Origin of the sequence: Aeromonas sp. RU39B (assembly GCF_900156095.1) — a bacterium.
Taxonomy (GTDB): domain Bacteria; phylum Pseudomonadota; class Gammaproteobacteria; order Enterobacterales; family Aeromonadaceae; genus Aeromonas.
The window spans coordinates 242,433-267,714 of sequence record NZ_FTMJ01000004.1 but is presented as its reverse complement, the minus strand read 5'-3'; the positions used below and the strand labels follow the sequence as shown (position 1 = coordinate 267,714).

General features: G+C 60.3%; 23 protein-coding genes and 1 pseudogene. 16 read left to right on the top strand and 8 right to left on the bottom strand.

Annotated elements, in window-relative coordinates; genetic code table 11:
* Window positions 1–240: 240 nt before the first annotated feature.
* The 6 genes and pseudogenes from BW958_RS08675 to BW958_RS08650 form a co-directional block, all read right to left on the bottom strand.
* Window positions 241–705, bottom strand: a pseudogene (locus BW958_RS08675) (GNAT family N-acetyltransferase); the annotation flags it as partial.
* A 119-nt stretch (window positions 706–824) separates the two neighbouring features.
* Window positions 825–1,394: a helix-turn-helix domain-containing protein gene (locus BW958_RS08670; RefSeq protein ID WP_076575332.1), complete on the bottom strand. Its 570-nt coding sequence runs from the start codon at window positions 1,392–1,394 to the stop codon at window positions 825–827.
* 194 nt (window positions 1,395–1,588) lie between these two features.
* Window positions 1,589–2,863 (bottom strand): threonine synthase, encoded by a 1,275-nt coding sequence (thrC, locus tag BW958_RS08665; protein ID WP_076575331.1) that lies wholly within the window; start codon window positions 2,861–2,863, stop codon window positions 1,589–1,591.
* Window positions 2,860–3,816 carry a homoserine kinase gene (thrB, locus tag BW958_RS08660; RefSeq protein WP_076575330.1) on the bottom strand — a complete coding sequence of 319 codons (957 nt, stop codon included), beginning with the start codon at window positions 3,814–3,816 and terminating at the stop codon, window positions 2,860–2,862. Before thrB ends, thrC begins: the two co-directional genes overlap by 4 nt.
* 2 nt (window positions 3,817–3,818) lie before the next feature.
* Entirely contained in the window at window positions 3,819–6,278 is a 2,460-nt protein-coding gene (thrA, locus tag BW958_RS08655) for a bifunctional aspartate kinase/homoserine dehydrogenase I (RefSeq protein WP_076575329.1), read from the bottom strand.
* A gap of 227 nt (window positions 6,279–6,505) precedes the next feature.
* The gene (locus BW958_RS08650) at window positions 6,506–7,195 is read right to left on the bottom strand and encodes a tRNA/rRNA methyltransferase (protein WP_076575328.1); all 690 of its coding nucleotides are present in this window, start codon (window positions 7,193–7,195) and stop codon (window positions 6,506–6,508) included.
* Window positions 7,196–7,324: 129 nt separating this feature from the next.
* Here BW958_RS08650 and aceK point away from each other — a divergent pair, with 129 nt between their 5' ends.
* Window positions 7,325–9,052 (top strand): bifunctional isocitrate dehydrogenase kinase/phosphatase, encoded by a 1,728-nt coding sequence (gene aceK, locus BW958_RS08645; RefSeq protein WP_076575327.1) that lies wholly within the window; start codon window positions 7,325–7,327, stop codon window positions 9,050–9,052.
* A 127-nt stretch (window positions 9,053–9,179) separates the two neighbouring features.
* On the opposite strand, the gene BW958_RS08640 is transcribed toward aceK, so the two are convergent.
* A complete protein-coding gene (locus BW958_RS08640; protein WP_076575326.1) occupies window positions 9,180–9,575 on the bottom strand; it encodes an META domain-containing protein in 396 nt (131 codons plus the stop codon).
* Window positions 9,576–9,829: 254 nt separating this feature from the next.
* On the opposite strand from BW958_RS08640, the gene aroQ reads away from it, so the two are divergent.
* The 6 genes from aroQ to BW958_RS08610 all read left to right on the top strand — a co-directional run bounded on the left by aroQ (window position 9,830) and on the right by BW958_RS08610 (window position 15,383).
* Window positions 9,830–10,297 carry a type II 3-dehydroquinate dehydratase gene (gene aroQ, locus BW958_RS08635; RefSeq protein ID WP_076575325.1) on the top strand — a complete coding sequence of 156 codons (468 nt, stop codon included), beginning with the start codon at window positions 9,830–9,832 and terminating at the stop codon, window positions 10,295–10,297.
* Between the two features lie 19 nt (window positions 10,298–10,316).
* Window positions 10,317–10,772 (top strand): acetyl-CoA carboxylase biotin carboxyl carrier protein, encoded by a 456-nt coding sequence (gene accB / locus BW958_RS08630; RefSeq protein ID WP_076575324.1) that lies wholly within the window; start codon window positions 10,317–10,319, stop codon window positions 10,770–10,772.
* A gap of 10 nt (window positions 10,773–10,782) precedes the next feature.
* A complete protein-coding gene (accC, locus tag BW958_RS08625; protein WP_076575323.1) occupies window positions 10,783–12,123 on the top strand; it encodes an acetyl-CoA carboxylase biotin carboxylase subunit in 1,341 nt (446 codons plus the stop codon).
* A 30-nt stretch (window positions 12,124–12,153) separates the two neighbouring features.
* Window positions 12,154–12,459, top strand: a complete 306-nt coding sequence (locus BW958_RS08620; RefSeq protein WP_372629354.1) for a DUF997 family protein — start codon at window positions 12,154–12,156, stop codon at window positions 12,457–12,459.
* Window positions 12,449–13,906, top strand: coding sequence for a sodium/pantothenate symporter (panF, locus tag BW958_RS08615; RefSeq protein ID WP_076575322.1), 1,458 nt, complete (start codon window positions 12,449–12,451; stop codon window positions 13,904–13,906). The genes BW958_RS08620 and panF overlap by 11 nt, the downstream gene beginning before the upstream one ends.
* Window positions 13,907–13,988: 82 nt before the next feature.
* Window positions 13,989–15,383, top strand: a complete 1,395-nt coding sequence (locus BW958_RS08610) for a PTS transporter subunit EIIC (RefSeq protein WP_076575321.1) — start codon at window positions 13,989–13,991, stop codon at window positions 15,381–15,383.
* Here BW958_RS08610 and BW958_RS08605 read toward each other — a convergent pair.
* A complete protein-coding gene (locus BW958_RS08605) occupies window positions 15,371–16,264 on the bottom strand; it encodes a LysR family transcriptional regulator (RefSeq protein ID WP_076575320.1) in 894 nt (297 codons plus the stop codon). The two genes, BW958_RS08610 and BW958_RS08605, sit on opposite strands and share 13 nt — an antisense overlap.
* 90 nt (window positions 16,265–16,354) lie before the next feature.
* Here BW958_RS08605 and BW958_RS08600 point away from each other — a divergent pair, with 90 nt between their 5' ends.
* From BW958_RS08600 to BW958_RS08560, 9 genes are all read left to right on the top strand, one after another.
* The gene (locus tag BW958_RS08600) at window positions 16,355–17,374 is read left to right on the top strand and encodes a zinc-binding alcohol dehydrogenase family protein (RefSeq protein WP_076575319.1); all 1,020 of its coding nucleotides are present in this window, start codon (window positions 16,355–16,357) and stop codon (window positions 17,372–17,374) included.
* Between the two features lie 683 nt (window positions 17,375–18,057).
* A complete protein-coding gene (gluQRS, locus tag BW958_RS08595; protein WP_076575318.1) occupies window positions 18,058–18,936 on the top strand; it encodes a tRNA glutamyl-Q(34) synthetase GluQRS in 879 nt (292 codons plus the stop codon).
* 116 nt (window positions 18,937–19,052) lie between these two features.
* On the top strand, window positions 19,053–20,450 hold the full coding sequence (gene pcnB, locus BW958_RS08590) for a polynucleotide adenylyltransferase PcnB (RefSeq protein WP_179078834.1): 1,398 nt from the start codon (window positions 19,053–19,055) through the stop codon (window positions 20,448–20,450).
* Window positions 20,447–20,944: a 2-amino-4-hydroxy-6-hydroxymethyldihydropteridine diphosphokinase gene (gene folK / locus BW958_RS08585; protein WP_076575316.1), complete on the top strand. Its 498-nt coding sequence runs from the start codon at window positions 20,447–20,449 to the stop codon at window positions 20,942–20,944. The genes pcnB and folK overlap by 4 nt, the downstream gene beginning before the upstream one ends.
* 8 nt (window positions 20,945–20,952) lie before the next feature.
* Entirely contained in the window at window positions 20,953–21,747 is a 795-nt protein-coding gene (panB, locus tag BW958_RS08580) for a 3-methyl-2-oxobutanoate hydroxymethyltransferase (RefSeq protein WP_076575315.1), read from the top strand.
* 53 nt (window positions 21,748–21,800) lie between these two features.
* A complete protein-coding gene (gene panC / locus BW958_RS08575; RefSeq protein ID WP_076575314.1) occupies window positions 21,801–22,652 on the top strand; it encodes a pantoate--beta-alanine ligase in 852 nt (283 codons plus the stop codon).
* Window positions 22,653–22,890: 238 nt separating this feature from the next.
* On the top strand, window positions 22,891–23,619 hold the full coding sequence (locus BW958_RS08570; RefSeq protein WP_076575313.1) for a nucleoside recognition domain-containing protein: 729 nt from the start codon (window positions 22,891–22,893) through the stop codon (window positions 23,617–23,619).
* Complete coding sequence (locus BW958_RS08565) at window positions 23,619–24,083, top strand: YjiG family protein (protein WP_076575312.1); 465 nt, start codon at window positions 23,619–23,621, stop codon at window positions 24,081–24,083. Before BW958_RS08570 ends, BW958_RS08565 begins: the two co-directional genes overlap by 1 nt.
* A gap of 44 nt (window positions 24,084–24,127) precedes the next feature.
* Entirely contained in the window at window positions 24,128–25,252 is a 1,125-nt protein-coding gene (locus BW958_RS08560) for a M20 family metallopeptidase (protein ID WP_076575311.1), read from the top strand.
* The last annotated feature ends 30 nt before the right edge of the window (window positions 25,253–25,282 follow it).

Below are 25,282 nucleotides of genomic sequence, written 5' to 3'. Positions count from 1 at the left end.
TCGACGCTAAGCCTTAAGCCAAGCAGCCCGCTACGCCCCTGTCAAAAAGGTGGGTGTCCTCGAAGGCCCCTAGCAACCTCCCTCGGCGCTAAGCCTTAAGCCAAGCAGCCCGCTACGCCGCTGTCAAAAAGGTGGGTGTCCTCGAAGAGTTAAGCCAAGCAACCCACTACGCCGCTGTCAAAAAGGTGGATGTCCTCGAAGAGGTCAAAAAGGTGGATGTCCTCGAAGAGGAGACTCGCCTTACACTGTTTTGGTCATAAACCGGCTATAGGGATCCTCGCGGTAGTGACCAAATGGGCCGCAATCTTCAAATCCAAAGGCGTGATAGAGACGGTGAGCCGGTGCAAAAAATGGCTGGCTGCCGGTTTCCAGACTAAGGCGGGTCAAGCCGCGCATTCTGGCTTCTTCGAGCAGATGAGCAAGCAGTTGGCGGGCAATGCCACGGCGGCGATAACGGGTGGCAGTGCGCATCGATTTGATCTCGCCATGCTCCGCATCCAGCCGTTTAAGGGCCACACAGCCAGCCGCTTCTTCCCCATCCCACAGGGTCCAGAAACTGATATCCGGTGCGCGCAGCGCCGCACAATCGAGGGCGTGCGTGCTCTCGGGGGGCGAAGTAGCACGCATATCGCTCAAGTGTTCTTCCAATAGCGCTATCACGCGCGGGTCGGTCACATCATCCAGTCTGATTTGCATCCCTGCTCTCCTCTCTTTTCTCTCTTCTTACTGTTGCTCGGTGCTAAACCTTGCAGCACTGCACCAGCCGCTCTTAGCTGTATTTACCGCATTCTCTCTGCCCAGCGTCTTGGTCAATACCTGTTGGCTCAGATGGCATGCGTACTCCGTACCAGGGCCACCAGATAACGAGCTGTTGTGCTGCCCGGATTCACAAAGCGGGTGCCCCCCTCAATGCTCATACAGAGGCAGTCGCCGGCGCGAAGCTGCCACTGCCCCTCGGGCGATTCAATCTGCATCTCGCCGTCGAGCAGCCAGATCTGCTGGTGCCAGTGGGTCGGCAGTGGCTGCGGGGCATAGTGCACGCTCTGCCCGGCGGGAAAGCGCACCTCCACCATCTGCAGCGGCGCTTGGGCCAACGCCGTCAGGCGGCGGCGCTGATACCCAGATTGCGGATCAGTCCAGACCGGCTGCTCTTGCACACGGCTGCAGGGCGACACCGATTCCTCGGGCTCACTGGTAAACAGTGAGGCCAGCGGGACACCCAGCGCGGTCGCCAGTTTATCGAGCACTACTGCGGTCGGGCTGCTCTGGCCGCGCTCGATATTGGAGATATTGGAGCGGCTCACCCCGGAGCGCTCGGCCAGTTGCTCGAGCGACCAGCCTTGCTGTTCGCGCAATCCGCGCAGGCGCGCCGCCAGCATCTGTTGAAAGTCCATGTTAATCCACAATAAAGGAATTAAATCCAACATACTGGATTTTCACCTTAAGTCGAGCCCTTTTACACCCAGCGTTTTGCTCCCATGCAGCAACGGCAGCTGTCAGTGACTCACGGCCCCTCGTTTGACTGATCTGGCTACAAAAAAGCCCCCACCGTCACCGGAGGAGGCTTTATCGGCTTACCGCGCTCGCGTTAACCGAGCAAAAATGCTCTCAGCTTGGCGAAATCGGCCGGCAGGTTGTGGGAGAGCAGCGGCAGCTCGGCGTGCTTGGCCAGCGGGCCGGGCAGCGGGATATCCAGACCCAGGATATCGTCCACTCTCTCTTTGAACTTGGCCGGATGAGCGGTACAGAGGAACACCCCGACTTCGTCATCAGCCAGCTGCGCTTGCAGCGCATCCCAGGCAATCGCGCCGTGCGGCTCGCACAGATAGCCTTCGCCGTAGAGACGCTTGAGGGCATCGACGGTCTGCGCATCGTCACGCATGGCCGACCCCAGGGCCTCGAGCGACCAGCCCATGCGGCGGCACAGCTCTTCAACACGCGGCCAGTTGTTGGGACGGCTTACGTCCATGGCGTTGGACAGGGTGGCCACGGTAGCGTGGGGCTCCCACTGACCGGTTTTCAGGAAACGCGGCACGGTGTCGTTAGCGTTGGTGGCGGCGATAAAGCGCTTGACCGGCAGGCCGAGCGCCTTGGCAATCAGACCGGCGGTCAAGTTGCCGAAGTTACCGGACGGCACGCTCACCACCGCCTTGGCCCGTTCAGCCTTGGGCAGCTGGGCAATCGCTTCAAAGTAGTAGCAAACCTGCGCCAGCAGACGGCTGATATTGATGGAGTTGGCGGAGTTCAGGCCAATGGCCTGTTTCAGCGGCTCGTCATCAAACGCCTGCTTGACCAGTGCCTGACAGGCATCGAAATCCCCGTCGATGGCGACAGTGCGAATATTGCCGCCGAGGGTGCAGAAGAGTTTCTCCTGCAAGGGGCTGATCTTGCCCTTCGGATAGAGGATCACCACTTCAATGCCCGGCAGGCCAAAGAAGGCGTGGGCCACAGCCGCACCGGTATCGCCGGAGGTGGCGGTCAGGATGGTGATCTTCTCATCGGTTCTGAACGCGGCCAGACACTGGGCCATAAAGCGGCCGCCAAAGTCCTTGAATGCCAAGGTCGGGCCGTGGAACAGTTCAAGGGCATGGATGCGCTCGCTCACCTTGGCCAGCGGTGCCGGGAAGGTAAAGGCAGCATCGACCATGGCGTGCAGCTTTTCGGCGCTCACCTCGTCACCGAGCAGATGCCCAAGCAGGCGGGCCGAGCGCTCACGCAGCGGCAGATCCAGCAGGGCATCCACGTCGGGAAGCGGCGCGAGATGTTCGGGGAAGAACAGGCCCTGACCACGCCCCAACCCTTGGCGCACGGCCTGGGCGAAGCTTACCTGTTCACTGTTGTCCTTGATGTTGTAGAGATTCATAGCGCCTTTCCTGTTACCCGTGCCCCTTGCATGTCGATTTTGCAGACCCGGGCAAATCCATCTTCATTCTGAATAAAATTGGCTTCCAGCCACGCCTTGAGGCGCTCGGCCTGCGCCGCATCTTTGAGCACCGAAAAGACGGTGGGGCCGGAGCCGGAGATCCCGGTCGCCAGCGCGCCGCTGCGGGCTGCCTGCTCGCGCACCTGATGGAAACCATCGATGAGCGCAGCACGGTAAGGCTCGGCAATCACGTCCTTGAGCATGACGACGGCCAGACTCTCCTGCCCGGTGTAGCTGGCATGCACAAAGGCAGCCAGGCGGCGACCGTAGGTCAGGCAATCCTGCCGGCGATACTGGGCCGGCAAGATGGCGCGCGCGGCGGCGGTCGATACCACGGTGCCGGGATAGCAGACCACCCAATACCACTCGTCGAACGCCGGGATGCCCTGACTGATAACGCCCGCTTCATCAATGATGAGCTGCAAGCCCCCCAGATAGCAGGGAGCCACGTTATCATAGTGAACCCCGCCCGAGATACGCCCTTCCATCTCGCCCATCAGAGCCAGCATTTCATCTTCATTCAAGGGCGCGCCGTGAAACTCGTTGAGAGCCACCAGCGCGGCCACCACGCTGCACGAGCTCGAACCGAGCCCGGAGCCCACCGGCAGGTTTTTCTCCAGCACCATGGCAAGCGGCTTGAGCGAAAGACCACGCGCAACCAGCGCCTCGCCATAGCCGGTCCAGCAGTCATACAGAATGTTCTTTTGCGGGTCATCAGGCAGCTTGTGGGCATAACGCCCGACCGCCGAGAGGGAGAACGGGCTGTCACCGGTTTCCACCAAGACCCGATCCCCGAGCAGTGAGCCGTCGATGGGGGCGAGCGCCGCCCCCAGTGCGTCAAACCCGACGCTTAAGTTGGCACTCGATGCCGGTGCATAGGCCACTACGCTCATGCTTATACCTCCTGCTGCCAGTTTTGGGTGCGCAGGATGTCGGAGAACACACCGGCGGCGGTCACTTCAGTGCCGGCGCCATAGCCACGCAGCACCAGCGGAATCGGTTGATAGTAGGTAGAGAAGAACGCCAGGGCGTTTTCACCCTCCTTGACCTTGAATAGCGGCTCGTCCGCGCCGACCGCCTTGATGGCGACCTTGCACTTGCCACCTTCGATAGAGCCCACATAACGCAGCACCTTGCCCTCGTTCTGGGCCAGGGCGAACTGCTCGCGGAACCAGCCATCGGCTTGCGGCAGACGGGCCATAAAGCTGTCGACATCACCGCTGGCATCAAAGCCGGGCGGCAGCGCCTGCTCGACCTCGACATCGGAGAGCTCAAGCGGCATACCGGCTTCACGGGCCAGGATCAGCAGCTTGCGCGCCACGTCCATGCCGCTCAGGTCATCACGCGGATCCGGCTCGGTAAAGCCGTTGCCACGGGCCAGCTTGGTCGCTTCGCTAAAGGCCATCCCTTCGTCGAGTTTGCCGAAGATAAACGAGAGCGAGCCCGACAGGATGCCGTCAAAGGCACGCAGGCGGTCACCGGCCTTGATCAGGTTCTGCAGGTTTTCGATAACCGGCAGACCGGCACCGACGTTGGTCTCGTAGAGGAACTTGCGACGGGTCTGCTGGGCGGTGCGGCGCAGCGCCTTGTAGAACTCCATCGAGCCGGTGTTGGCCTTCTTGTTCGGGGTCACCACGTGGAAACCGGCCGCCAGGAAGTCGGCATACTGGGCGGCGACATCATCGCTCGAGGTGCAATCGACGATCACCGGGTTGATGATATGGCTCTCTTCGGCCAGTCGCTTGACCGATTCGAGATCGAACGTTTCGCGCCCTTCGGCCAGCAGTTCACGCCACTTGGAGAGATCCAGACCCGCTTTACCGCTCACCATCTGGCGACTGTTAGCCAGCGCCACGACGCGCAGACCAATGCCCTGCTCGGCCAATACCGGCTGCTGACGGCGGATCTGTTCGACCAGCGCCTCACCGACGCCGCCGACACCGACCATAAACAGATCGATAAACTGCTGGCTGCCAAAGAAGTTCTGGTGGCACGACTTGATGGCTTCCGCCACCTTGCCCGAACGCACTACCGCAGAGATGGAGCGCTCGCTCGAGCCCTGGGCAATCGCCACGATGTTGATAGACGCCTGCGCCAATGCAGTAAAGAAGCGGGCGGCCATGCCGGTCGCGGTACGCATGCCGTCACCGATCAGGGAGATGATGGCCAGATCGCCGACGATCTCCAGCGGGTCGAGCAGCTGGTTTTTGAACTCCAGCGCAAATTCACGCTCGAGCACCTTGCGGGTCTTCTCCTGATCGTAACTGTGGATGCAGAAGCTGACGCTGTATTCGCTGGAGGACTGGGTGATCAGCACAATGCTGACGCCAGCGCGCGAGACGGCGGCGAAGATACGACCGGCCATGCCGACCATGCCCTTCATACCGGGGCCGGAGACGTTGAACATGCACATGCCGGAGAGATCCGAGATGGCCTTGACCTTGAGGTTGTCATCGCCGCTGTCAGCGCTGATGAGGGTGCCCGGCCCCTGCGGGTTGAAGCTGTTTTTGATAAGGCAGGGGATCTGGAACTGGGCAACCGGCGCCACGGTTTTCGGGTGCAATACCTTGGCACCGAAATAGGAGAGCTCCATCGCCTCTTTGTAAGAGAGCGTCTTGAGCAGGTAGGCATCCGGCACCAGACGCGGGTCACAGCTGTAGCAGCCCTCTACGTCAGTCCAGATTTCGCAGCACTCGGCATCGACGCAAGCGGCCAGCACGGCTGCGGAGTAGTCCGAGCCGTTGCGACCCAGCAGCACGGTCTCACCCTTTTCATTACCTCCGGTAAAGCCCGGCATCAGGTAGAAACGCTCCTTATCAAGACCGGCAGCCGCAAAACGGACGCGGGAGGCTTCGATGTTGACATGGGCTTCGAGGAAGTTGCCGTCGGTGACCAGCAGTTGCTCGGGGCTGATAAAGCCGGTCTTGATGCCACGTGCTTCAAGCAGGGCCGTCATAAAGGCGATGGAGAGGTTTTCGCCGCGGCTTAAGATGCGGGCTTGTACGTTGTCCGGGCACTGACCCAGCAGGCTGATACCGCGCATCAGGCGCTCGACGGTGGCAAGTTCAGAGTCAAGACGCGCCTTGAGCTTGGCATCGTCCAGCGCCGGGAACGCCGCCTTGAGACCGGCCAGAACTCGTTCGAAAATGGCGCGGATGTCAGCGAGGGTGGCCTGGCCATCCATGCCACGGCTGGTCTGCTCGACCAGCGCCACCAGATGGTTGGTCACCTTGGCCGGCGCCGACAGAACCAGTGCCACCTGGGACTGGCTATGGGTATTAACGGCGATCTCGGCGGCCCGCAGAAAACGCTCCGGATCCGCAAGGCTAGACCCACCAAACTTCAACACTCTCATCGCATCTCTCTCCCTGTAAAATCGCCTAACAAAAAGGCCCGTACTGGGTGGTACGGGCCTTTTCGTGATTTGGAACGTGTTTCGTTCGCGTATCAACCGACCCCAGTGCCACCCGTGGTGGTACCGGTAATAATGGTGGTGGTAGTACGCAGGAACGCAGACATGAACGAAATCTCTGAAATTTGAACTGTATCTAGCAATACCTTGCCGGATGCGAGGCTGTCAACTCAATCTTCGAGACCCAGACGGCGAGCGAGGTCCTTGCACAGGAGGTGAAGCATGTTTAAATCGCGCTGCGGCAGCATGGGCACCCGGTCTTGTACCCACTGATACAGTTTTTCATCCTGTGAAACGCCCAGTTCACCGAGCAGTTCTGCCGTTTTGTTTTTCAAGACCCTAACCTGCCCAGAACTGACGCGATCTTCTGCTGTCGGCGTGGCCACACCGAGCAGCGGGCTCATCTCCCAGGCGTAGAGCATGATGGCCTGTCCCAGGTTGAGCGACGGGTAGGTGACCCGCAGCGGCAGATAGCTGATAAGGTCGCACTGGGCCAGCTGTTCGTTAGAGAGGCCAGACTCCTCACATCCAAACACGATGGCAACATTTTCCACGGTTTTCTCGGCAATATGCTCACGCACTTGCGCCGGAGTGAGGAGGTGCTGATAGCGGCCACGCTGGCGCGCCGTGGTGGCGATCACCAGATCCATATCTGCCAGCGCCTCGGGCAAGGTGGCAAAGGCTTGTGCATTGGCGAGGACATCCTGAGCGCCGTGGGCAACCCAGCCGGCCGCCTCTTCGGTATGGGCCTGGCTTGCGACGATGCGCATGGCATCAAACCCCATGGTCTTGATGGCACGGGCAGCAGCGCCGACGTTCTCGGGACGGGCCGGGGCCACCAGAACAAAGTGGAGCTTCATGGGTTGGGTCCTCTCATCATCGCGGCGAAACGGGGGGCCGCAATCTACCCCGTTCATCGGCAAAATGCCACTTGAACGACTGTTTGATGCTTGCCATAGTGGCTAAAAAAGCCACAAGGAATGTGCCCTATGACTCCCCCTCTGGAACAAGCGGTCGCCGAGACCATACTGCAGCGCTTTGAATCCTTCTACAGCCGGTTTCTCGAGATCACCCGTGGCGCCAAGAGCCGGTTTGAGCACAGCGACTGGCTTGGCGTGCAGCTCGCTGGGCGTGAGCGCATCAGGCTCTATGACCACCATGTGGGGGCGACTACCGCCTCGATTCGCACCATGATGGGCGAACACCACCCAAGCCAGGCGTTTCTCAAGCAGGTCAAAAGCGCGTTTAGTGATCTGCTGCCACGCTGCGAAAACTTCGAGGTGGCCGAATCCTTTTTCAATTCGGTGTACCGGCGCATCTTTCGTCACCGCAATATCCGCGATGAAAACCTCTACATTCACCCGTTCCAGAGCCGTGGCGAGCACCCGGATCTGGGCAAACTGCTGCGCTGCTATCCGACCGATGCCAGTAGCCTGCCGCGCACCTTGCGCCAGATCCTGGGCGATTACACCTTCACCCTGCCCTATGAAGATATTCAGCGTGATATTTTCGATGTCTGCCGCCATCTCTCTGAAAGCGGCCCGGCCGAGTTGCAGGAAGAGCGCTTTGAGATAGAGATGCTCAAAGAGGTGTTTTATCGCAACAAGGCGGCCTATCTGGTGGGGCTGATCCGCAGTCGCAGCGGCATCTATCCCTTCCTGCTGCCAATGATGAACAGCGGCGAGGCACTCTTTATCGATACCGTGATTTTCGAGCCGGATATCGCCTCTATCATCTTTGGCTTTGCCCGCGCCTATTTCATGGTTTACTCCCCCGAGCCGGCGCTGCATGTGGCGTTTTTACGCCAGATCCTGCCTAACAAGGCCGATTATGAGCTCTATAACGCCATCGGCTGCCAAAAGCACGGCAAGACCGAGCTCTATCGCCACTATCTGCAGCATCTGGCACGCAGCCGCGATCAGTTTGTTATCGCCCCGGGTATCAAGGGGATGGTGATGAGCGTGTTTACCCTCCCCTCTTATGACGTGGTGTTCAAAATCATCAAAGACGAGTTCACCCCGCCCAAGGAGGTGAGTCATGCCCAGGTCAAAGAGAAATACCGGCTGGTTAAGCAGCACGACCGGGTCGGCCGTATGGCCGATACCCAGGAGTTCACCAACTTTGAGTTTCCACTCGAGCGCATCCATCCCGAATTGCTCGACGAGCTCAAACGGGTGGCACCATCGGCGCTGACCATCACGGCCGACAAGCTGGTGATCCGCCACCTCTATACCGAGCGCAAGATGACGCCGCTCAACCTCTATCTCGAGCAGGCGGACGAGCAGCAAACCCGGCTGGCGCTGGAAGAGTACGGTAACGCCATCAAGCAACTGGCGGCCGCCAACATCTTTCCCGGTGACATGCTGTTTAAAAACTTTGGCGTGACCCGTCACGGTCGGGTGGTGTTCTACGACTACGACGAGATCTGCTACATGACCGAGTGCAACTTCCGCCAGATCCCGCCACCGCGCTATCCGGAAGATGAGCTCAGTTCAGAGCCCTGGTACTCGGTAGCGCCCAACGATATCTTCCCCGAAGAGTTCGCCACCTTCCTGCTGCAAAAGCCGCTGGTGCGCGAGATCATGCTGGCGCTGCACAAAGAGATGTTCGAGGCGAGTTTCTGGCAAGGATTACAGCAGAAGATTCAGGGCGGCCATATCGAGGATGTGTTTCCCTATCGCCGTCGCAAACGCTTCTGTTATCAGCGCGGTGGTTAAGAGGCGGTGAGCTTTTCACAACAAGGTCACGTTTCGGTCAGTCAATCCTAAAGATTGCGACAGACGGTGTCGGTTGCCGGCAAAAAAGTGCAACCATTTGCCGGCAACGTGGTCTCACATCTGAGGATCAGGGATGCTGCGCCACCAGCGTCAACAGCGTCTGGCCAGCGCTACCGTGCAGCTCCAGAGTCTGCCCGTCGATGCGATAGCTACTCACTTGCCCGAGCGCCTGCAAAAATTGCTGCTCTTGCTGCGCCAACGCGGGCTCGGGGCAGAGCATGCGGGTCGAGCCCACCGGACCGAGCGACAGTACCCCGTCGGAGGGCATGCTGGCGGCGGCAAAGTAGCGGTTACAGCCCCCCATACCGGCTAACCGGTCACCGGCGACTTGCAGGGTGAAGCGCTCCCCGTCGGCCCCTTGGAGTTGCCAGCGGGTCGCTTGCAGCGAGGCCGAATTGCTGGCCCCCAGCAGGGAGCAACCGGTCAGGCCAAGGGCAAGCAGGATCATCAGGCTTCGCTTCATTTTTCTCTTCTCCGGCAATATCAGTGAGCCCCATTTAGAAACGATTGCGGCACGCTGTCAAATGGCTAGATTTGTTCAAAAAAGCACCTGATGTAGAGATTAGACCAGTAAAATGCTGTGATTTTTCACGAAATCAATATAATTGCGAAATCTGTGTGCCTGGGCACACTCGATCGAGCAAAAAATAGCTAGATTGCATGATGGTCGCAAGTTAGTGCGAAGATCACTGCAAATTCGGCGAGGATGACCACAACATGGCCCAAAAACACCGAATTCTCGTGCTTAACGGTCCCAACCTTAATCTGCTGGGAAAACGGGAACCTGGGATCTACGGCAGCAAGACGCTGGCGGACATCGTCAATGACCTGCAACAACAGGCCATCGCACTGGATGTCGAGCTGGATCACCTGCAATCCAATGCAGAAGCCGAGTTGGTCAACCGCATCCACCAGGCGATGGGCGAGGTTGATTTTATCATCATCAACCCGGCAGCCTTCACCCACACCAGCGTCGCCCTGCGCGATGCGTTGCTGGGGGTGGCCATCCCCTTTATTGAGGTGCACCTGTCCAACGTCCACGCCAGGGAGCCTTTCCGTCACCACTCCTATCTGTCGGATGTCGCCAAGGGCGTCATCTGCGGCCTGGGTGCTGACGGCTACGAGTTTGCCTTAACCGCGGCAGTGCGTCATCTGCGCGCCGCATCATCTTTCACGACCAGATAAAAGAAGAAAGAGAATGCTAATGGATATCCGCAAGATCAAGAAACTGATTGAACTGGTAGAAGAGTCCGGCATCGCTGAACTGGAAATTTCCGAAGGCGAAGAGTCGGTGCGCATCAGCCGCAACTTCTCCGGTCAGGTGACTGCCGCTCCGCAGATGATCATGCCGCAGGTTGCCGCGATGGCTGCCCCGGTTGCGGCCCCTGTCGCTGCTGCCGCCCCGGTTGCCGATGCTGCTCCGAGCGGTCATCTGGTGCGTTCGCCGATGGTCGGCACCTTCTACCGCTCCTCCAGCCCGGATGCCAAGTCGTTCGTGGAAGTGGGTCAGCAGGTCAGCGTCGGCGAGACCCTGTGCATCGTCGAAGCCATGAAGATGATGAACCAGATCGAATCGGACAAGTCCGGTGTCATCAAGGCCATCCTGATCGAGAACGGCCAGGCCGTCGAGTTTGACGAACCGCTGTTCATCATCGAATAAGGGACGTCTCATGCTGGATAAAGTAGTCATCGCCAACCGCGGCGAGATTGCCCTGCGAATCTTGCGCGCTTGCAAGGAGCTGGGCATCAAGACCGTGGCCGTGCATTCGACCGCGGATCGCGAGCTCAAGCACGTACTGCTGGCTGACGAGTCGATCTGTATCGGTAAACCGGCCAGTACCGACTCCTACCTGAACATTCCGGCCATCATCGCCGCCGCTGAAGTGACCGGCGCTGTGGCCATCCACCCGGGCTACGGCTTCCTCTCCGAGAACGCCGACTTTGCCGAGATGGTGGAAAAATCCGGCTTCATCTTCATCGGCCCGCGCGCCGAAACCATTCGCCTGATGGGTGACAAGGTTTCCGCCATCGAGGCGATGAAGAAGGCTGGCGTTCCGTGCGTTCCGGGCTCTGACGGTCCGGTTGATAATGACGCCAAGCGTAACGCTGCCATTGCCAAACGCATCGGTTATCCGGTGATCATCAAGGCCGCCGGTGGTGGCGGTGGTCGCGGTATGCGTGTGGTACGCAGTGAAGCCGAGCTGGCGAACGCCATCGCGCTGACCAAATCCGAAGCAGGCCAGTTCTTCAAGAACGACATGGTCTACATGGAAAAGTATCTGGAGAACCCGCGTCACATCGAGATCCAGGTGCTGGCCGATGGTCAGGGCAGCGCCGTTTACCTCGGTGAACGTGACTGCTCCATGCAGCGTCGTCACCAGAAGGTGGTGGAAGAAGCGCCGGCTCCGGGTATCACCGAAGAGATGCGTCGCAACATCGGCGAGCGTTGTGTGCGCGCCTGTATCGAAATCGGCTATCGCGGCGCCGGTACGTTCGAGTTCCTCTACGAAAACGGCGAGTTCTATTTCATCGAAATGAACACCCGTATTCAGGTAGAGCACCCGGTGACCGAGCAGGTTACTGGTGTCGATCTGATCAAGGAGCAGCTGCGCATTGCCGCCGGTCAGCCCCTGTCGATCACCCAGCAGGATATACGCGTTCGTGGCCACGCCATCGAGTGTCGTATCAACGCCGAAGATCCGGCGACTTTCATGCCGTCGCCGGGCCTGATCCAGCGCTTCCATGCGCCGGGTGGTCTGGGTGTACGTTGGGACTCGCATATCTATGCCGGTTACAAGGTACCGCCCCACTACGATTCGATGATCGGCAAGCTGATCTGCTTTGGCGAGAACCGTGACGTCGCCATCTCCCGCATGCGCCAGGCGCTCGACGAGCTGGTGGTTGAGGGGATCAAGACCAACGTTCCGCTGCAAAAAGAGATTATGAAGGACGAGAACTTCCAGCACGGTGGGACCAACATCCACTACCTGCACAAGAAGCTCGGACTGTAAGCATCGCTTATCCGTAGCGTGAAAAGGGCCATGGCGACATGGCCCTTTTTTGTTATTCTTGCGCCCTTCACTGTGATGGAGGCCAAGGTGAACCGCTTTACCCTTGCCAGCCGGGAAGCCCTGCTCTGCCTCGGGCTGACCCTGCTCTATTTCGTGGCCTGGTATGCCAGCGCCTACTGGATTTCGCCCCAGCTGCTCTGTCTGGGTATTCCGCTCTGGTTTCTGCTGAGCTGCATTGTGATGCCACTGCTGTTTATCGTCCTGTGCGCCCTGATGCTCAATCACCTGTTTGTCGATGTCAGCCTCGATGCCACGGAGGAGCAGCATGAAAATTGAATTGATGCTGCCGCTGGTGGTGTATCTGATCGTGGTGCTGGCGGTGGGCCTGTGGGCCAACCGGCGCCGCCAAGGTGGCAACTTTATCGAAGAGTACTTTATCGGTAACCGCAGCATGGGCGGGCTGGTGCTGGCCATGACGCTGGTGGCGACCTACACCTCCGCCTCGTCATTTATCGGTGGGCCGGGCGCGGCCTACAAGGTCGGACTGGGCTGGGTACTGCTGGCGATGATCCAGCTGCCGACTGTCTGGCTGACCCTCGGGGTACTGGGCAAGAAGTTCGCCATCATCGCTCGGCGGGTCAATGCCGTGACCATCAACGACATGCTGTGGGCCCGCTACCGCTCACGCGCCGTGGTGTTTATCGGCTCCATCACCATCGTACTGGCCTTTATCGCCACCATGGTGGTGCAGTTTATCGGTGGTGCCCGCCTGCTCGAGACCGCGACCGGACTCTCCTACCAGCAGGGCTTGTTCCTGTTTGCCGGCTGCGTACTGCTCTATACCGTGATCGGCGGCTTTCGCGCCGTGGTACTGACCGATGCGGTGCAGGGAGTGATCATGATGATCGGAACGGCTGCGCTGCTCGGCGGAGTGCTGGTTGCCGGTGGCGGCATGGCTAACCTCATCCACAGCCTGCACCAGATCGATCCCAAGCTGGTCAGCCCGCAGGGAGCCGGTGACATGCTCAGCCAGCCTTTTATGCTGAGCTTCTGGGTGCTGGTGTGCCTTGGGGTGATTGGCCTGCCCCATTCTGCGGTGCGCTGCTTTGGTTATCGCGACAGCAAGGCGCTGCATCGCGGCATTCTGATTGGCACCATCGTCAGTGCCTTTCTGATGTTTGGCATGCACCTGGCTGGCGCGCTCGGTCGCGCCATCCTGCCGGGCATGGAGACACCGGACAAGATCATGCCCTCGCTGATGATGGCGGTGCTGCCACCCTGGCTGGCCGGGGTGTTTCTGGCCGCGCCGATGGCGGCCATCATGTCGACCATCGATTCGCAGCTCATCCAAGCCTCGGCCACGCTGGTCAAGGATCTCTGGCTCAACTACCGCAAACCGAGCCCGGAGAAGATGACGGTGCAGGTGCCACGCCTGTCGCTGCTGTGCACCCTGCTGCTCGGTGCGCTGGTATTGCTGGCAGCCCTGCAGCCGCCCGACATGATCATCTGGCTCAACTTGCTGGCCTTTGGCGGCTTGCAGGCCGTGTTTCTCTGGCCGCTGGTGCTTGGTCTTTATTGGCCGCGCGCTAACGGCGCCGGGGCGCTAGCCAGTATGCTCGGCGGTGCGCTCTGCTACGGTATTCTGAGCCAAACCGGTATCAAACTGTGGGGCACCCATCCCATCGTGCCGAGCCTGCTGCTGGCACTGGTTGCTTTTGTGGGGGTGAGCCTTAGCACGGCGCCGCCCAGCGCCGACGTGAGACAACTGTTCCGCCGCGCCTGACAGGAGATTCATTCAAGACTATCCCCAAATGGGGATTTATAGGGTAAACTGTGCGCCAAGTCACACTTTAATAGCGGTAAAAATGCAGTTTCCCCGTTCTGTCGCCAAGAACCTGCAGCGACTGGGTTATGCCCTGTTGCTGCCGGTTTCCCTGCTGCCGGTGGCAGCATTGATGAATCGTCTTGGTGAACACTTCCTGCCCGAGCTGGCCATTGCCGGCCACGCCCTGTTCAGCCAGATGCCGCTGATCTACGCTATCGCGATCGCCTTTGGTTTGAGTCGTGACGGGCACGGCTCGCAGGCTCTGGCCGGTGCCGTGGGTTATTTGCTGCTCTCAAGCGGGGTGGATGGGCTGCATCCCGGTCTGCACGCCGATATGATCTGCGGCATTTTGGTGGGGGTCACCACCGCCATCTGCTGGCCATTCGTGGCCAACCGTCGCCTGCCCGGTTTGCTGGGCCATCTGCCGGTGGAAGTGCCGGCTACTCTTGCCTCGGCACTGGTCTGTCTGCTGCTGGTACTGCCGATGGCGCTGGTATGGCCCCATTTCGAGCACGGCATCGTGCTGCTCGCCCAGGACATGATCGACTCACCGCTGGGCACCTTCTGTTACGGCATGCTTAACCGGCTGCTGATCCCGCTCGGTCTGCACCAGGTGCTGGGTAGCCTGGTCGGTATCGGGACCGGCGATCTGGAAACCCTGCAGCAATCCATTCCCCCTTACTCCGAGTTTGTGGCCGGCCTCTACCCCATCATCATGTTCGGCCTGCCCGGCGCGACATTCGCCATCTGGCTGCATCGTCAACGTGAAGGTAAACCGGAACATGGCGGTCTGATGCTGACCCTGGCGCTCACCTCGGCGCTGCTCGGGATTACCGAACCTATCGAGTTTCTGTTTGCCTTTACCGCTCCGCGCCTGTTTATCACCCATGCGGTGCTAACCGGCATCTCGTTCGCCCTGTGTAACGAGATAGGCATCCAAGTGGGCAGCTACTTCTCGGCCGGCCTGCTCGATCTGCTGCTGTGCGCCCCGAGTGGCCATCACGCCTTCTGGCTGATCCCCATCGGTATTCTCTTCTTTGTCTGCTACGCCATCGTCTTCTGGCTGCTGCTCGAAGAGCAGACGCTGGCCCAGATCACACCGCAACTGCCCCATGCCCCGACCACCTTGCCCTCTTCCGATCCCCAGATGCTGGCTATCCAGTATCTGAAAACCTTGGGCGGGCTGGATAATCTGCAAGCCATGAGCGTCTGTCTGACGCGCCTTAGCCTGCGCGTCTGCAACATGAATCTGGTCGATCAACGTCGCCTGCCAGAGCTGGGCTGCCTCTCCTGGATGGTGGTCAGCGACCAGCAACTGGTGCTGGTGCTGGGCCCCAACGCCACGCCGGTCGAAGCGCAGATCCGCATGTTGGCCAGCCGCCAATCGGTGCCGCTCGGTCAGTATCACACCCAGCCAAGCGGTCAGATTGTCTGATTGCGGTTACCGGAAAACGGCAACCGTTTCACCAGCCAGTCCATCAGTGCCACCAGCGCCGGCGCCAGATATTCACGGCTCGGATAGATGAAATAGAAAGGGTTGGGCGGGACTGGCACCTGCTCGAGAACCACTTGCAGGCGCCCCTCCTGCAGAGAGCTCCGGCAAACATGCTCGGGGAGCAGCGCAATACCGGCGCCCGCCAATGCCATGTTGTGCAGGGCCAGCAGGCTGTTGCACTGCAAATGGCCGGGCACTGCAATCTTCTTATCCCCCAGCGGCCAGTTGGGCAGCGACAGGTGGCGCAGACAGTCGTGCTGCTGCAACTCCTCCACCCGCACCGGCACGCCCCTGCGCGCCAGATAGTCCGGTGACGCCACCAGAAAGCGAGACACCGCCCCCACCTTGCGGCAGATAAAGCTCGAGTCTTTAAGCGGCGCAGCGCGGATTGCCAAGTCATACCCCTCGGCAATCAGATCCTGCTGCTGGTCGGTCAGAATCAGTTCAATGGCCACCTGGGGATAAGCGAGCTGAAACTCGGCAAGCATGCTGCCAAGCAGCAGAGTTCCGCTCGCCTCCGGCGCCGTGATGCGCAGTCGTCCCGATGGCTCGGCACTGAGCATTGCCATATCGCGCGCCGCCCGCTCGGCCTGCTCGCGCAGGGCCCGGCAGTGGCCGTAATAGATCTCCCCTTGCGGAGTCAGGCTCAAGCGGCGGGTGGTGCGCTGCAGCAGACGCACCCCAAGATGCGCCTCGAGCCTAGCCAGCTTCTGGCTCACCGAGGATTTGGGCATGCCGAGCAATTCGGCAGTCGCGGTAAAGCTGCCCTGCTCCACCAGCACGGCAAACAATCCCATCAGCTCTAGCGGTTGATTGTTCATTTATGCGAACAGTCTTATCAGATAACCCATCTTAATCAGAATAATGAAGGGATCTACACTGTTTGCCAAGCCACATAAGGAGCCCTATTCATGAAAGCCATCGCATTGACCCGTTATCTGCCGAGTAACCACCCCGAGTGCTTTATCAACGCCGAGTTGCCCACCCCGACCCCGCGTGAACACGATCTGCTGGTCAAGGTAGCGGCAGTGTCCGTCAACCCGGTGGACGTCAAGGTGCGCGCTCCCAAAGAGAAAGTAGAGCCGGCTCCCCGCGTATTGGGTTGGGATGCGGTCGGTGAGGTGGTCGCCGTCGGGAGTGCCGTCACCCTGTTTAAGCCCGGTGATCGGGTCTGGTATGCCGGCGACATCAGCCGTCCTGGCAGCAATGCCGCCCTACAGTGCATTGATGAGCGTATCGCCGCTCTGGCACCGAGCAGCCTGAGCGATGCCGAAGCCGCCGCGCTGCCGCTGACCGCCATCACTGCCTGGGAAGCGCTGTTTGAGCGCATCGGTCTTAATAGCGAGAGCAAGGGACGCCTGCTGATCATCGGCGGCGCCGGTGGCGTTGGCTCAATTGCCATCCAGCTGGCACGCCATTTCTTGCCGAAGATGGAGGTGATTGCCACCGCATCCCGCCCGCAGAGTCGCGACTGGTGCCTGCAGATGGGGGCAGATCTCGTGGTCAACCATCACCACCTGAAAGAGGAGCTGCTTGCCAACGGCATCGACAAGCTGGACGCCATTTTCTGCACCAATGCCACCGAGAAGCACTGGAAAACCATGGCTGAGCTCAGCGCCCCGTTTGGCCATATCTGCACCATCGCCGAATCCGCCGAGCCGTGGGATTTGTCGCTGCTCAAAGCCAAGAGCGTTACCTTCAGCCAGGAGTTCATGTTTACCCGCTCCCTGTTCAACACCCCGGACATGGTGCGCCAACATGAGCTACTGACCGCCGTCGCACGACTGGTTGATCTGGGCAAGCTCAGCACCACCCTGACCCGCACTCTGCCGACCCTGACTACCGAGACGCTGGCTGAAGCCCACCGAATCGTGGAAGCCGGTGACATGGTTGGCAAACTGGTGATCGAGAGCCGCAACCTGCACGCGTGATGGTCACAGTGCGCCAGTTCGGTGCAGTGTAATGCGCACCCTGATGGTGCAGTTGCTCACGCGACTGCACCATCAGGCGCTTTAAACGAGGCCCAGACGAAAAAAAACCGCCCTGCGGGCGGTTATCAAAACGTGGGGGAGCTAATTTTGCCCTCCCAGGAATGGGGCTTCATGCAGACGAAACGTGCCTCTTGCACCAGAAAAAAGGGACTGGCCCATCCCGGGCCAGCCAATACCTGAAACCTGGGTCAAGAACACACACATCCTGCCTGGCAGGACGATAAATACTTTGCATCTGCCATGCCAAGTTCAGTGAAACAGTTAAAACAAACTGAAAAAACTGCGTTTTGATATAAAAAAAGCGGCCACTCAACAGTGAGTGGCCGTTCAAACATGACGGAGCGCAGCGAAAGGCCCTGAGATCAGTGCCCCCCGCAAAGAGCAAAGGAACGTGCAGGAACTGGCAGGAGGTGCCCCTGCCATTGCAATCAGAGTGATTCACGATACGTGCCAACTTTGCGCGTGGGTAGCATTGTTGTGCCACCCTCAGGCAAACCTGCCCACCCCTTCCTGCTTGGCACCATCAAACCAGCCATTCATGACAGAAGGATGAACCGGGTAGACTTGAGTTTTTCCGCTGGCGGCGCAGAATGCGCCCTGTGTAATGCGTTTCGGATAACTTCATGACCCAGCCCTACGTCGGCCGTTTTGCCCCTTCCCCTTCCGGTCCCCTCCATTTCGGCTCGCTGATCGCTGCCGTGGGCAGCTACCTGCAGGCCCGTGCACAGGGCGGACGCTGGCTGGTGCGGATTGAAGATATCGACCCGCCACGGGAGATGGCCGGGGCCAGCACCCTGATTTTGCGCACCCTGGAGCGTTACGGCCTGCATTGGGACGGCGAGGTGATGTTCCAAAGCCAGCGCCATCAGCGCTATGACGAGGTGATTGAGCAGCTCTATCAGAGCGGCGATCTCTACTGGTGCCGCTGCACCCGCCGCGAGATTGCCGACGCAGGGGGGTTTTACCCCGGCACCTGCCGAACGCTGGCACTGTCTGCCTCCGGCTGCGCCGCCCGCCTGCGCCAAAGCCACCCGGTCTATCACTTCGATGATGCCCTGCAGGGGCGTATTGAGGTGGCCCCTAGGCTGGCCGAAGAGGATTTCATCATTCGCCGGCGTGACGGCTTGTATGCCTATAACCTGGCGGTGGTGATTGATGACATGGACAGCGGCATTACCGAGGTGGTGCGCGGCGCCGATCTGCTGGAGCCCACGGTGCGCCAGATTGCGCTTTATCAGCGCCTCGGCGCCCCGGTTCCCGACTGGGTGCATCTGCCGCTGGCGCTGCAGCCCGACGGCAACAAACTCTCCAAGCAAAACCACGCGCCGGCCCTGCCGGATCATGAGGTAGAGCGCCACCTGCTGGCTGCACTGGCCTTTCTCGGCCATCCGGCCCCCATCGAGTTACACGGGGCGAACGCAGCCGAGATATTGGCCTGGGGCGCCGCTAACTGGCAGTTATCTCGCGTTCCACGGCAGCAAACGGGGTATCAACCGGCATGATGGTTTTTCATTTACGCCACCCTGCGCTATCATAAGCCGCTATTTTTTTGGCCTGCCAACCAACCGGATTATCGAGGTGTACCATTTTTTCCCAGATCGCAAACTTTTGCCGCAAGGTGCTAGGCAAGGACGAGGGCGGCGAAACGCAGATGGAATCTGAACAACGCGCTCCCGACATCCACCAACGCCGCATCCTCTCCCGCGACGAGCACCCCATCTCGCGCAAGGAGATCAGCGAGAATGCGCTCAAGGTACTCTACCGTCTGAACAAGGCCGGCTATGAAGCCTATCTGGTGGGCGGCGGTGTCCGCGACCTGCTGCTGGGCAAGACGCCGAAAGATTTCGACATCGCCACCGAAGCCACGCCGGAGCAGATCAAGGCACTGTTTGGCAATTGCCGCCTGATCGGCCGTCGCTTCCGCCTGGCTCATATTGTGTTTGGTCGCGACATCATTGAAGTGGCCACCTTCCGCGGTCACCACCATCAGGTTAACAACAGCCGCCACGTCTCCGCCCAGAGCGAAGAGGGGATGCTGCTGCGTGACAACGTCTACGGCACCATCGAAGAGGATGCCGAGCGCCGCGATTTTACCGTCAACGCCCTCTACTACAGTGCCAAGGATTTCACCCTGCACGATTTCTGTGGTGGCCTGGCCGATCTCGAAGCGCGCCGTTTGGATCTAATTGGCGACCCCGAGACCCGCTATCGCGAAGATCCGGTGCGCATGCTGCGTGCCGTGCGTTTTGCCGCCAAGCTCGACATGACCATCAGCCCGCGCAGCGCGCTGCCGATCCACGAGTTGGCTCCGCTGCTGCAAGACATTCCGGCTGCGCGTCTGTTTGAAGAGACCCTCAAGCTGTTTCTGGCCGGCGATGCGCTGCAGACCTATCGCCTGCTGCGCGAATACAACCTGTTCCAGCAACTCTTCCCGCAGCTCACACCGCTACTGACCCCGAACGGCGATTCGGTGCATGAGCGTCTGATTGAGTTTGCCCTCATCGACACCGACAACCGGGTGCGTGAGGAGAAGCGCGTAACCCCCGCCTTCCTCTATGCCACCCTGCTGTGGGGCGCAGTCGAGAGCCGGGCCCGCATTCTGGAAAACGAGAGCGGTCTGCCTTGGCACGACGCCTTTATGATGGCGGTCAACGAGGTGCTGGATAGCCAGACCCGCATCATCGCCATTCCGCGCCGCTTCACCACCGACGTGCGTGACATCTGGGCCCTGCAACTGCGTTTGACCCGCCGTCAGGGACGCCACCCGGAGCGCGCCATGGAGCATCCCAAGTTCCGCGCCGCTTACGATTTCCTGCTGCTGCGCAACCGCGTCGAGCGCGGTATCGGCGAGCTGGCCAGCTGGTGGGAGCGTTACGTGGAGTCAGCCCCCGAATCGCGTCATCAGCTGCAGCGTGAAGCCAGCCGTGATGAACCGCGCGAGGCCCGCGAAAATAACAACAAAAAGCGCCGCCGTCCGCGTCGTCGCAAACCGGGATCGGCTCCGAGCGCATCATGACCCTTGCGTTTGTTGCCATCGGCGCCAACCTGAATGACCCGCAGGATCAGGTGCGCCGCGCCATCGCAGCACTGGGGGCCCTGCCAGGAACGACCCTGCTTGGCTGCTCGAGCCTGTATGGCAGCAAACCGATGGGGCAGCAGGATCAACCGGATTACATCAATGCCGTGGCGCAACTGGCCACCACGCTGGCGCCGCTCACACTGCTCGACGAACTGCAGCGCATCGAACGCGAGCAGGGGCGTGTGCGCAAAGATGAGCGCTGGGGGCCGCGCACACTGGATCTCGATCTGCTGCTGTTTGGTGACCAGATCATCGAGAGCCCGCGCCTGACGGTGCCCCACTACGGCATGAAGCAGCGCGAGTTTGTGCTGTTACCGCTTTATGAAATTGTCCCCGATCTGCGCCTGCCTTGTGGCAGTGCGCTTCGTGAGCTGGCGCTGCAGTGTCCGCCCAACGGCCTGCAGATCATTGCCCCCGCTCCCTCTGTGTAGGAGTCCTTATGAGCAAGGTCACTATCGCCACCCTGCAAAAAATGAAGCAGGAAGGCAGCAAGTTCACCTCCATTACCGCCTATGACGCCACCTTTGCCCGGCTGTTTGACGATGAAGGGGCTCATGCCCTGCTGATCGGCGACTCACTGGGGATGGTGCTGCAAGGCTGTGACGATACCCTGGCGGTGACCATGGATGACATGGTCTACCACACTCGCTGTGTCGCTCGCGGGACTCGTAATGCCCTGGTCATCGCCGATCTGCCGTTCATGAGCTTCACCACCCCGGAGCAGGCCTGCCACAACGCCGGTCGGCTGATGGCGGCCGGTGCCCGCATGGTCAAGATCGAAGGGGGCGACTGGCTGTGTGAGAGCATTCGCCAGCTGACCCGCAACGGCGTGCCGGTGTGTGGTCACCTCGGTCTCACCCCGCAATCAGTGCATGTATTTGGCGGCTTCAAGGTGCAGGGCCGTGACGAGTTTCAGGCCGAAGAGATCTATCGCCACGCCCTCTCTTTGCAAGAGGCCGGCATCCAGCTGCTGGTGCTCGAGTGTGTGCCGGCCGCACTGGCCGAGCGAATCACCAAGGCGCTGCGTATCCCGGTGATCGGTATCGGTGCCGGCCCGGCCACCGATGGCCAGATCCTGGTGATGCACGATGCGTTTGGCGTCACCTCCGGTTATACCCCCAAGTTCACCAAGAACTTCCTGGCTGAAACCGGTGACATGCGCGCCGCAGTCCGCCTCTATATCCAGCAGGTGGCCGAAGGCACCTTCCCCGGCCCGGAACACAGCTTTAACTGAATCGACAGGGGGCCACGGCCCCCTTTGCCTTACTGCGTACAGGAGTCAACGTCATGTTGGTTGCCAATCAGATCGCCGACCTTCGTTCCACCCTCTCCACCTGGCGTCGTGCCGGTGAGCGGATCGCCTTCGTGCCCACCATGGGCAACCTGCACCAGGGCCACCTGACCCTGGTTGCCGAAGCCCGCCGCCATGCCGACCGCGTGGTGGTCAGCATTTTCGTCAACCCGATGCAGTTTGATCGGGCCGAAGATCTGGCCAACTACCCGCGCACTCTGGAGCAGGATTGCGCCGCCCTGCGCGGTGCCGGTGTCGATCTGGTCTTCACCCCGACCCCAGAGATCATGTATCCCGAGGGACTGGCCAGCCAGACCTTCGTGGAAGTGCCGGGCCTCTCGGCCCTGCTGGAAGGGGCACTGCGTCCGGGTCACTTCCGTGGCGTCAGCACTGTCGTCACCAAGCTGTTCAATCTGGTTCAACCGGACGTGGCTTGCTTCGGTCAGAAGGATTTCCAGCAACTGGCGCTGCTGCGCAAGATGGTGGAAGACATGGCCATGCCGATCGAGATCATCGGCGTGCCGACCGTGCGGGCCCACGACGGTCTGGCGCTCTCCTCCCGTAACGGTTATCTGACCGCTGCCGAGCGCGTCGTGGCACCGACCCTAGCCAACGTCATGCACGCGCTGGCCGATCGCCTCGCCTCTGGTGAACGGGATCTCGACCTGCTGGTACGCGATGCGGCCCACCAACTCGACAGCGCCGGTTTTCGTACCGATGCCATCGATATTGTCGATGCCCGCACCCTGCTGCCCCTGTCGGAGCAGAGCCGCGAGGCAGTGATCCTGATGGCCGCCTTCCTCGGCAAGGCGCGCCTGATTGATAATCAGGTCGTCAGCCTCGGCTGATGAGATAAGGGGACGCCACGGCGTCCCCTCTTGTTTTGCCCTTTCGTTACCCCTTTACGCCCCACTTGCCGGACTCATCCGGCATGACCCGCCTCACAGAAGCACGATCCGATTGGACAGCAGCACGACACGACGCCGCTTATTTTGATTTCAATCAATAAGCCACCAGCTAATTAATCGAAAATTCATCTCCCAATCACCGACCTCGTGGTCCGCATTTCGGACCCAAGGAGAGACAATGAGTCAATCAGGAGACGCCAAGCGTCGCGTTACCATAGGCTGCTATCTCGCCCTCGCCTTTGCCGTGATCTTTTTCTCGGGTCTGCTGCAATCCAAGCAGTGGTATGGCGTATTCGATTTCACCACCCTGAACGGCAGTTTTGGTACTGTCGTACAAGCGGTCAACCACACCGGTGACGGCGTCACCACCGCCATGAGTGACATGCGTGGCAAGGGGGGCAACGGCGCCCGTGACGGCTTCCTGTTCGCCCTGACCCTGATCCCCACCGTGATGTTTGCCCTGGGCATGATCAACGTGCTGGAGCACTACGGCGCCCTGCGTGCCGCCCGCCAGCTGCTCAGCCCGCTGCTCAAGCCGCTGATGGGCCTTCCGGGTAACTCGGGGCTGGCGCTGATCGCCTCGCTGCAAAGCACCGATGCCGGTGCGGCCATGACCCGCCAGCTCAAGGATGAAGGCCACCTCAACCAGCGCGAAACCGACGTGTTCACCATGTTCCAGTTCTCGGCTGGTGCCACCATCGTCAACTTCTTCTCCTCCGGGGCAGTGCTGTTCACCCTGCTGCTGAGCGATGGATCGCTGGCGGTGCCCACCTCGATTGGTCTGGCGGTCGGCGTGATGTTTACCTTCAAAATTGTCGGCGCCAACCTGTTTCGCGTTTACCTGAACCTGACCGAGCGCAAGCGTGAGCAAGACGAAGTCACCACCGAACAGAAGGAGGTCGCGTGATGTCTACTGAAGTCAAAAAGCCCATGGTGACCGATATCTTTATCGAGGGCGCCCGCAAGGGCTGGACCATCGCCACCACCTCCACTGTCCCCAACGTGCTGATGGCGTTTGTCATCATCAAGGCATTGCAGATCACCGGCACCCTGGATGCCATGGGTAGCGTCTTCTCGCCGCTGATGGGGCTGTTTGGCCTGCCGGGCGAAGCCGCTGCCGTGTTGATCGGTGCCTGGATGTCGATGGGCGGCGCCGTCGGTGTGGTCATCTCCCTGTTCGATCAGGGCATCCTGACCGGTGAACACATCGCGATTCTGGCGCCGGCCATCTATCTGATGGGCTCCCAAGTCCAATACATTGGGCGTATTCTGGGCCCCATCGGTACCGAAGGCCGCCACATCCCGGTGATGATCATCATCTCTGTCATCAACGCCTTTGGCGCCATGTGGCTGATGAACCTGCTCGTCTGAGCCTGTGTTATGCGGGGCCTGGTGCCCCGCTCAAGGAACTGTCCATGCAATTTTCCCTCTCTGACTATCTCGATGAACTGCGCCCCTTCATCAATGTCGATTGCGGCACCATGAATCTGGAGGGTAACCGTCAGGTCGCCAGCCAGATGGCCGCCCATTTTGCCGCCCTGCCCGGCTGGCAGGTGCGTGAAGTGCCGTGCGGCGATGCCGGCATCGGTCTGGAAATCCGTAACCGTCCTGCTGGCGAGCCCATCGACGTGCTGATGATTGGCCATCTTGATACCGTCTTCCCGGTCGGCACCGCGGCCAAGCGGCCGCTGCGGGTAGAGGGCAATCGCGCCTTCGGGCCCGGCGTGTCTGACATGAAATCGGGTCTGCTCAATGTGCTGTGGGCCATGCGCCATCTCGACCCGGCCACGGCGCAGCGCCTCTCCCTGTGCATCTGCATGAACCCGGATGAAGAGACCGGCTCCAACTACTCCCATACGTGGTTAAGTGAAGTCGCCCGCCAAGCGCGGCATGTGTTGGTGGCCGAAGCCGCCCGCGCCGATGGCTCTTTGGTCAAGGCGCGCAAGGGGATGGCCCGCTATCGCATCGAGTTTGCCGGCAAAGCGGCCCACGCCGGTAACGACCCGCGTGCCGGGCGCAGCGCCGTGCTGGAGCTGGCACACTGGACCCTGGCACTTGATATGCTCAACGACCATGAGCGTGGCACCACCCTCAACGTTGGCGTCATCAAGGGCGGCAGCGTGGCCAATATTGTGCCCGACAGCGCAACGGCCTGGGTGGATGTGCGTTTTTGGAACAACGACGACTATCAGGCGCTCGATCAGAGTGTGCGCAACATGACCGAGCAACCGTTCGTCAATGGTGTGCGGGTCACGCTCGCGCGGGAAGCCTACAAGCCGGCCATGACGCCGGATGCCGGCACCGAGCAGCTGATGGCGCTGGTCGAGCGCTGCGGCGCCAAGATGGGGCTGCCCATCACCTGGCAAGCAGTTGGTGGCGGCTCGGATGCCAATCTCACCGCCGTGCTGGGCGTGCCGACCCTTGATGGTCTCGGCCCTATCGGCGCCGGCTTTCACAGTGAGGATGAGTATCTCGATCTCGATTCCATCGAGCCGCGCATCCGCCTGTTGCAAGCAGTATTGACCGAGCTGGCCCGCTAAATCGGGCCGCTCTGCAGATAGCAAAAAGGC

What these genes read in the sequence shown, in the direction of transcription:
- BW958_RS08620 (WP_372629354.1), top strand. Translation starts at nt 12,154, where the DNA reads ATGGCGACATGGCCCTTTTTTGTTATTCTTGCGCCCTTCACTGTGATG.
- panF (WP_076575322.1), top strand. Translation starts at nt 12,449, where the DNA reads ATGAAAATTGAATTGATGCTGCCGCTGGTGGTGTATCTGATCGTGGTG.
- panB (WP_076575315.1), top strand. Translation starts at nt 20,953, where the DNA reads ATGAGCAAGGTCACTATCGCCACCCTGCAAAAAATGAAGCAGGAAGGC.
- BW958_RS08560 (WP_076575311.1), top strand. Translation starts at nt 24,128, where the DNA reads ATGCAATTTTCCCTCTCTGACTATCTCGATGAACTGCGCCCCTTCATC.
- BW958_RS08640 (WP_076575326.1), bottom strand. Translation starts at nt 9,575, where the DNA reads ATGAAGCGAAGCCTGATGATCCTGCTTGCCCTTGGCCTGACCGGTTGC.
- BW958_RS08600 (WP_076575319.1), top strand. Translation starts at nt 16,355, where the DNA reads ATGAAAGCCATCGCATTGACCCGTTATCTGCCGAGTAACCACCCCGAG.
- panC (WP_076575314.1), top strand. Translation starts at nt 21,801, where the DNA reads ATGTTGGTTGCCAATCAGATCGCCGACCTTCGTTCCACCCTCTCCACC.
- accC (WP_076575323.1), top strand. Translation starts at nt 10,783, where the DNA reads ATGCTGGATAAAGTAGTCATCGCCAACCGCGGCGAGATTGCCCTGCGA.
- folK (WP_076575316.1), top strand. Translation starts at nt 20,447, where the DNA reads ATGACCCTTGCGTTTGTTGCCATCGGCGCCAACCTGAATGACCCGCAG.
- aceK (WP_076575327.1), top strand. Translation starts at nt 7,325, where the DNA reads ATGACTCCCCCTCTGGAACAAGCGGTCGCCGAGACCATACTGCAGCGC.
- BW958_RS08670 (WP_076575332.1), bottom strand. Translation starts at nt 1,394, where the DNA reads ATGGACTTTCAACAGATGCTGGCGGCGCGCCTGCGCGGATTGCGCGAA.
- BW958_RS08565 (WP_076575312.1), top strand. Translation starts at nt 23,619, where the DNA reads ATGTCTACTGAAGTCAAAAAGCCCATGGTGACCGATATCTTTATCGAG.
- BW958_RS08610 (WP_076575321.1), top strand. Translation starts at nt 13,989, where the DNA reads ATGCAGTTTCCCCGTTCTGTCGCCAAGAACCTGCAGCGACTGGGTTAT.
- thrB (WP_076575330.1), bottom strand. Translation starts at nt 3,816, where the DNA reads ATGAGCGTAGTGGCCTATGCACCGGCATCGAGTGCCAACTTAAGCGTC.
- BW958_RS08650 (WP_076575328.1), bottom strand. Translation starts at nt 7,195, where the DNA reads ATGAAGCTCCACTTTGTTCTGGTGGCCCCGGCCCGTCCCGAGAACGTC.
- thrC (WP_076575331.1), bottom strand. Translation starts at nt 2,863, where the DNA reads ATGAATCTCTACAACATCAAGGACAACAGTGAACAGGTAAGCTTCGCC.
- thrA (WP_076575329.1), bottom strand. Translation starts at nt 6,278, where the DNA reads ATGAGAGTGTTGAAGTTTGGTGGGTCTAGCCTTGCGGATCCGGAGCGT.
- gluQRS (WP_076575318.1), top strand. Translation starts at nt 18,058, where the DNA reads ATGACCCAGCCCTACGTCGGCCGTTTTGCCCCTTCCCCTTCCGGTCCC.
- accB (WP_076575324.1), top strand. Translation starts at nt 10,317, where the DNA reads ATGGATATCCGCAAGATCAAGAAACTGATTGAACTGGTAGAAGAGTCC.
- BW958_RS08605 (WP_076575320.1), bottom strand. Translation starts at nt 16,264, where the DNA reads ATGAACAATCAACCGCTAGAGCTGATGGGATTGTTTGCCGTGCTGGTG.
- aroQ (WP_076575325.1), top strand. Translation starts at nt 9,830, where the DNA reads ATGGCCCAAAAACACCGAATTCTCGTGCTTAACGGTCCCAACCTTAAT.
- BW958_RS08570 (WP_076575313.1), top strand. Translation starts at nt 22,891, where the DNA reads ATGAGTCAATCAGGAGACGCCAAGCGTCGCGTTACCATAGGCTGCTAT.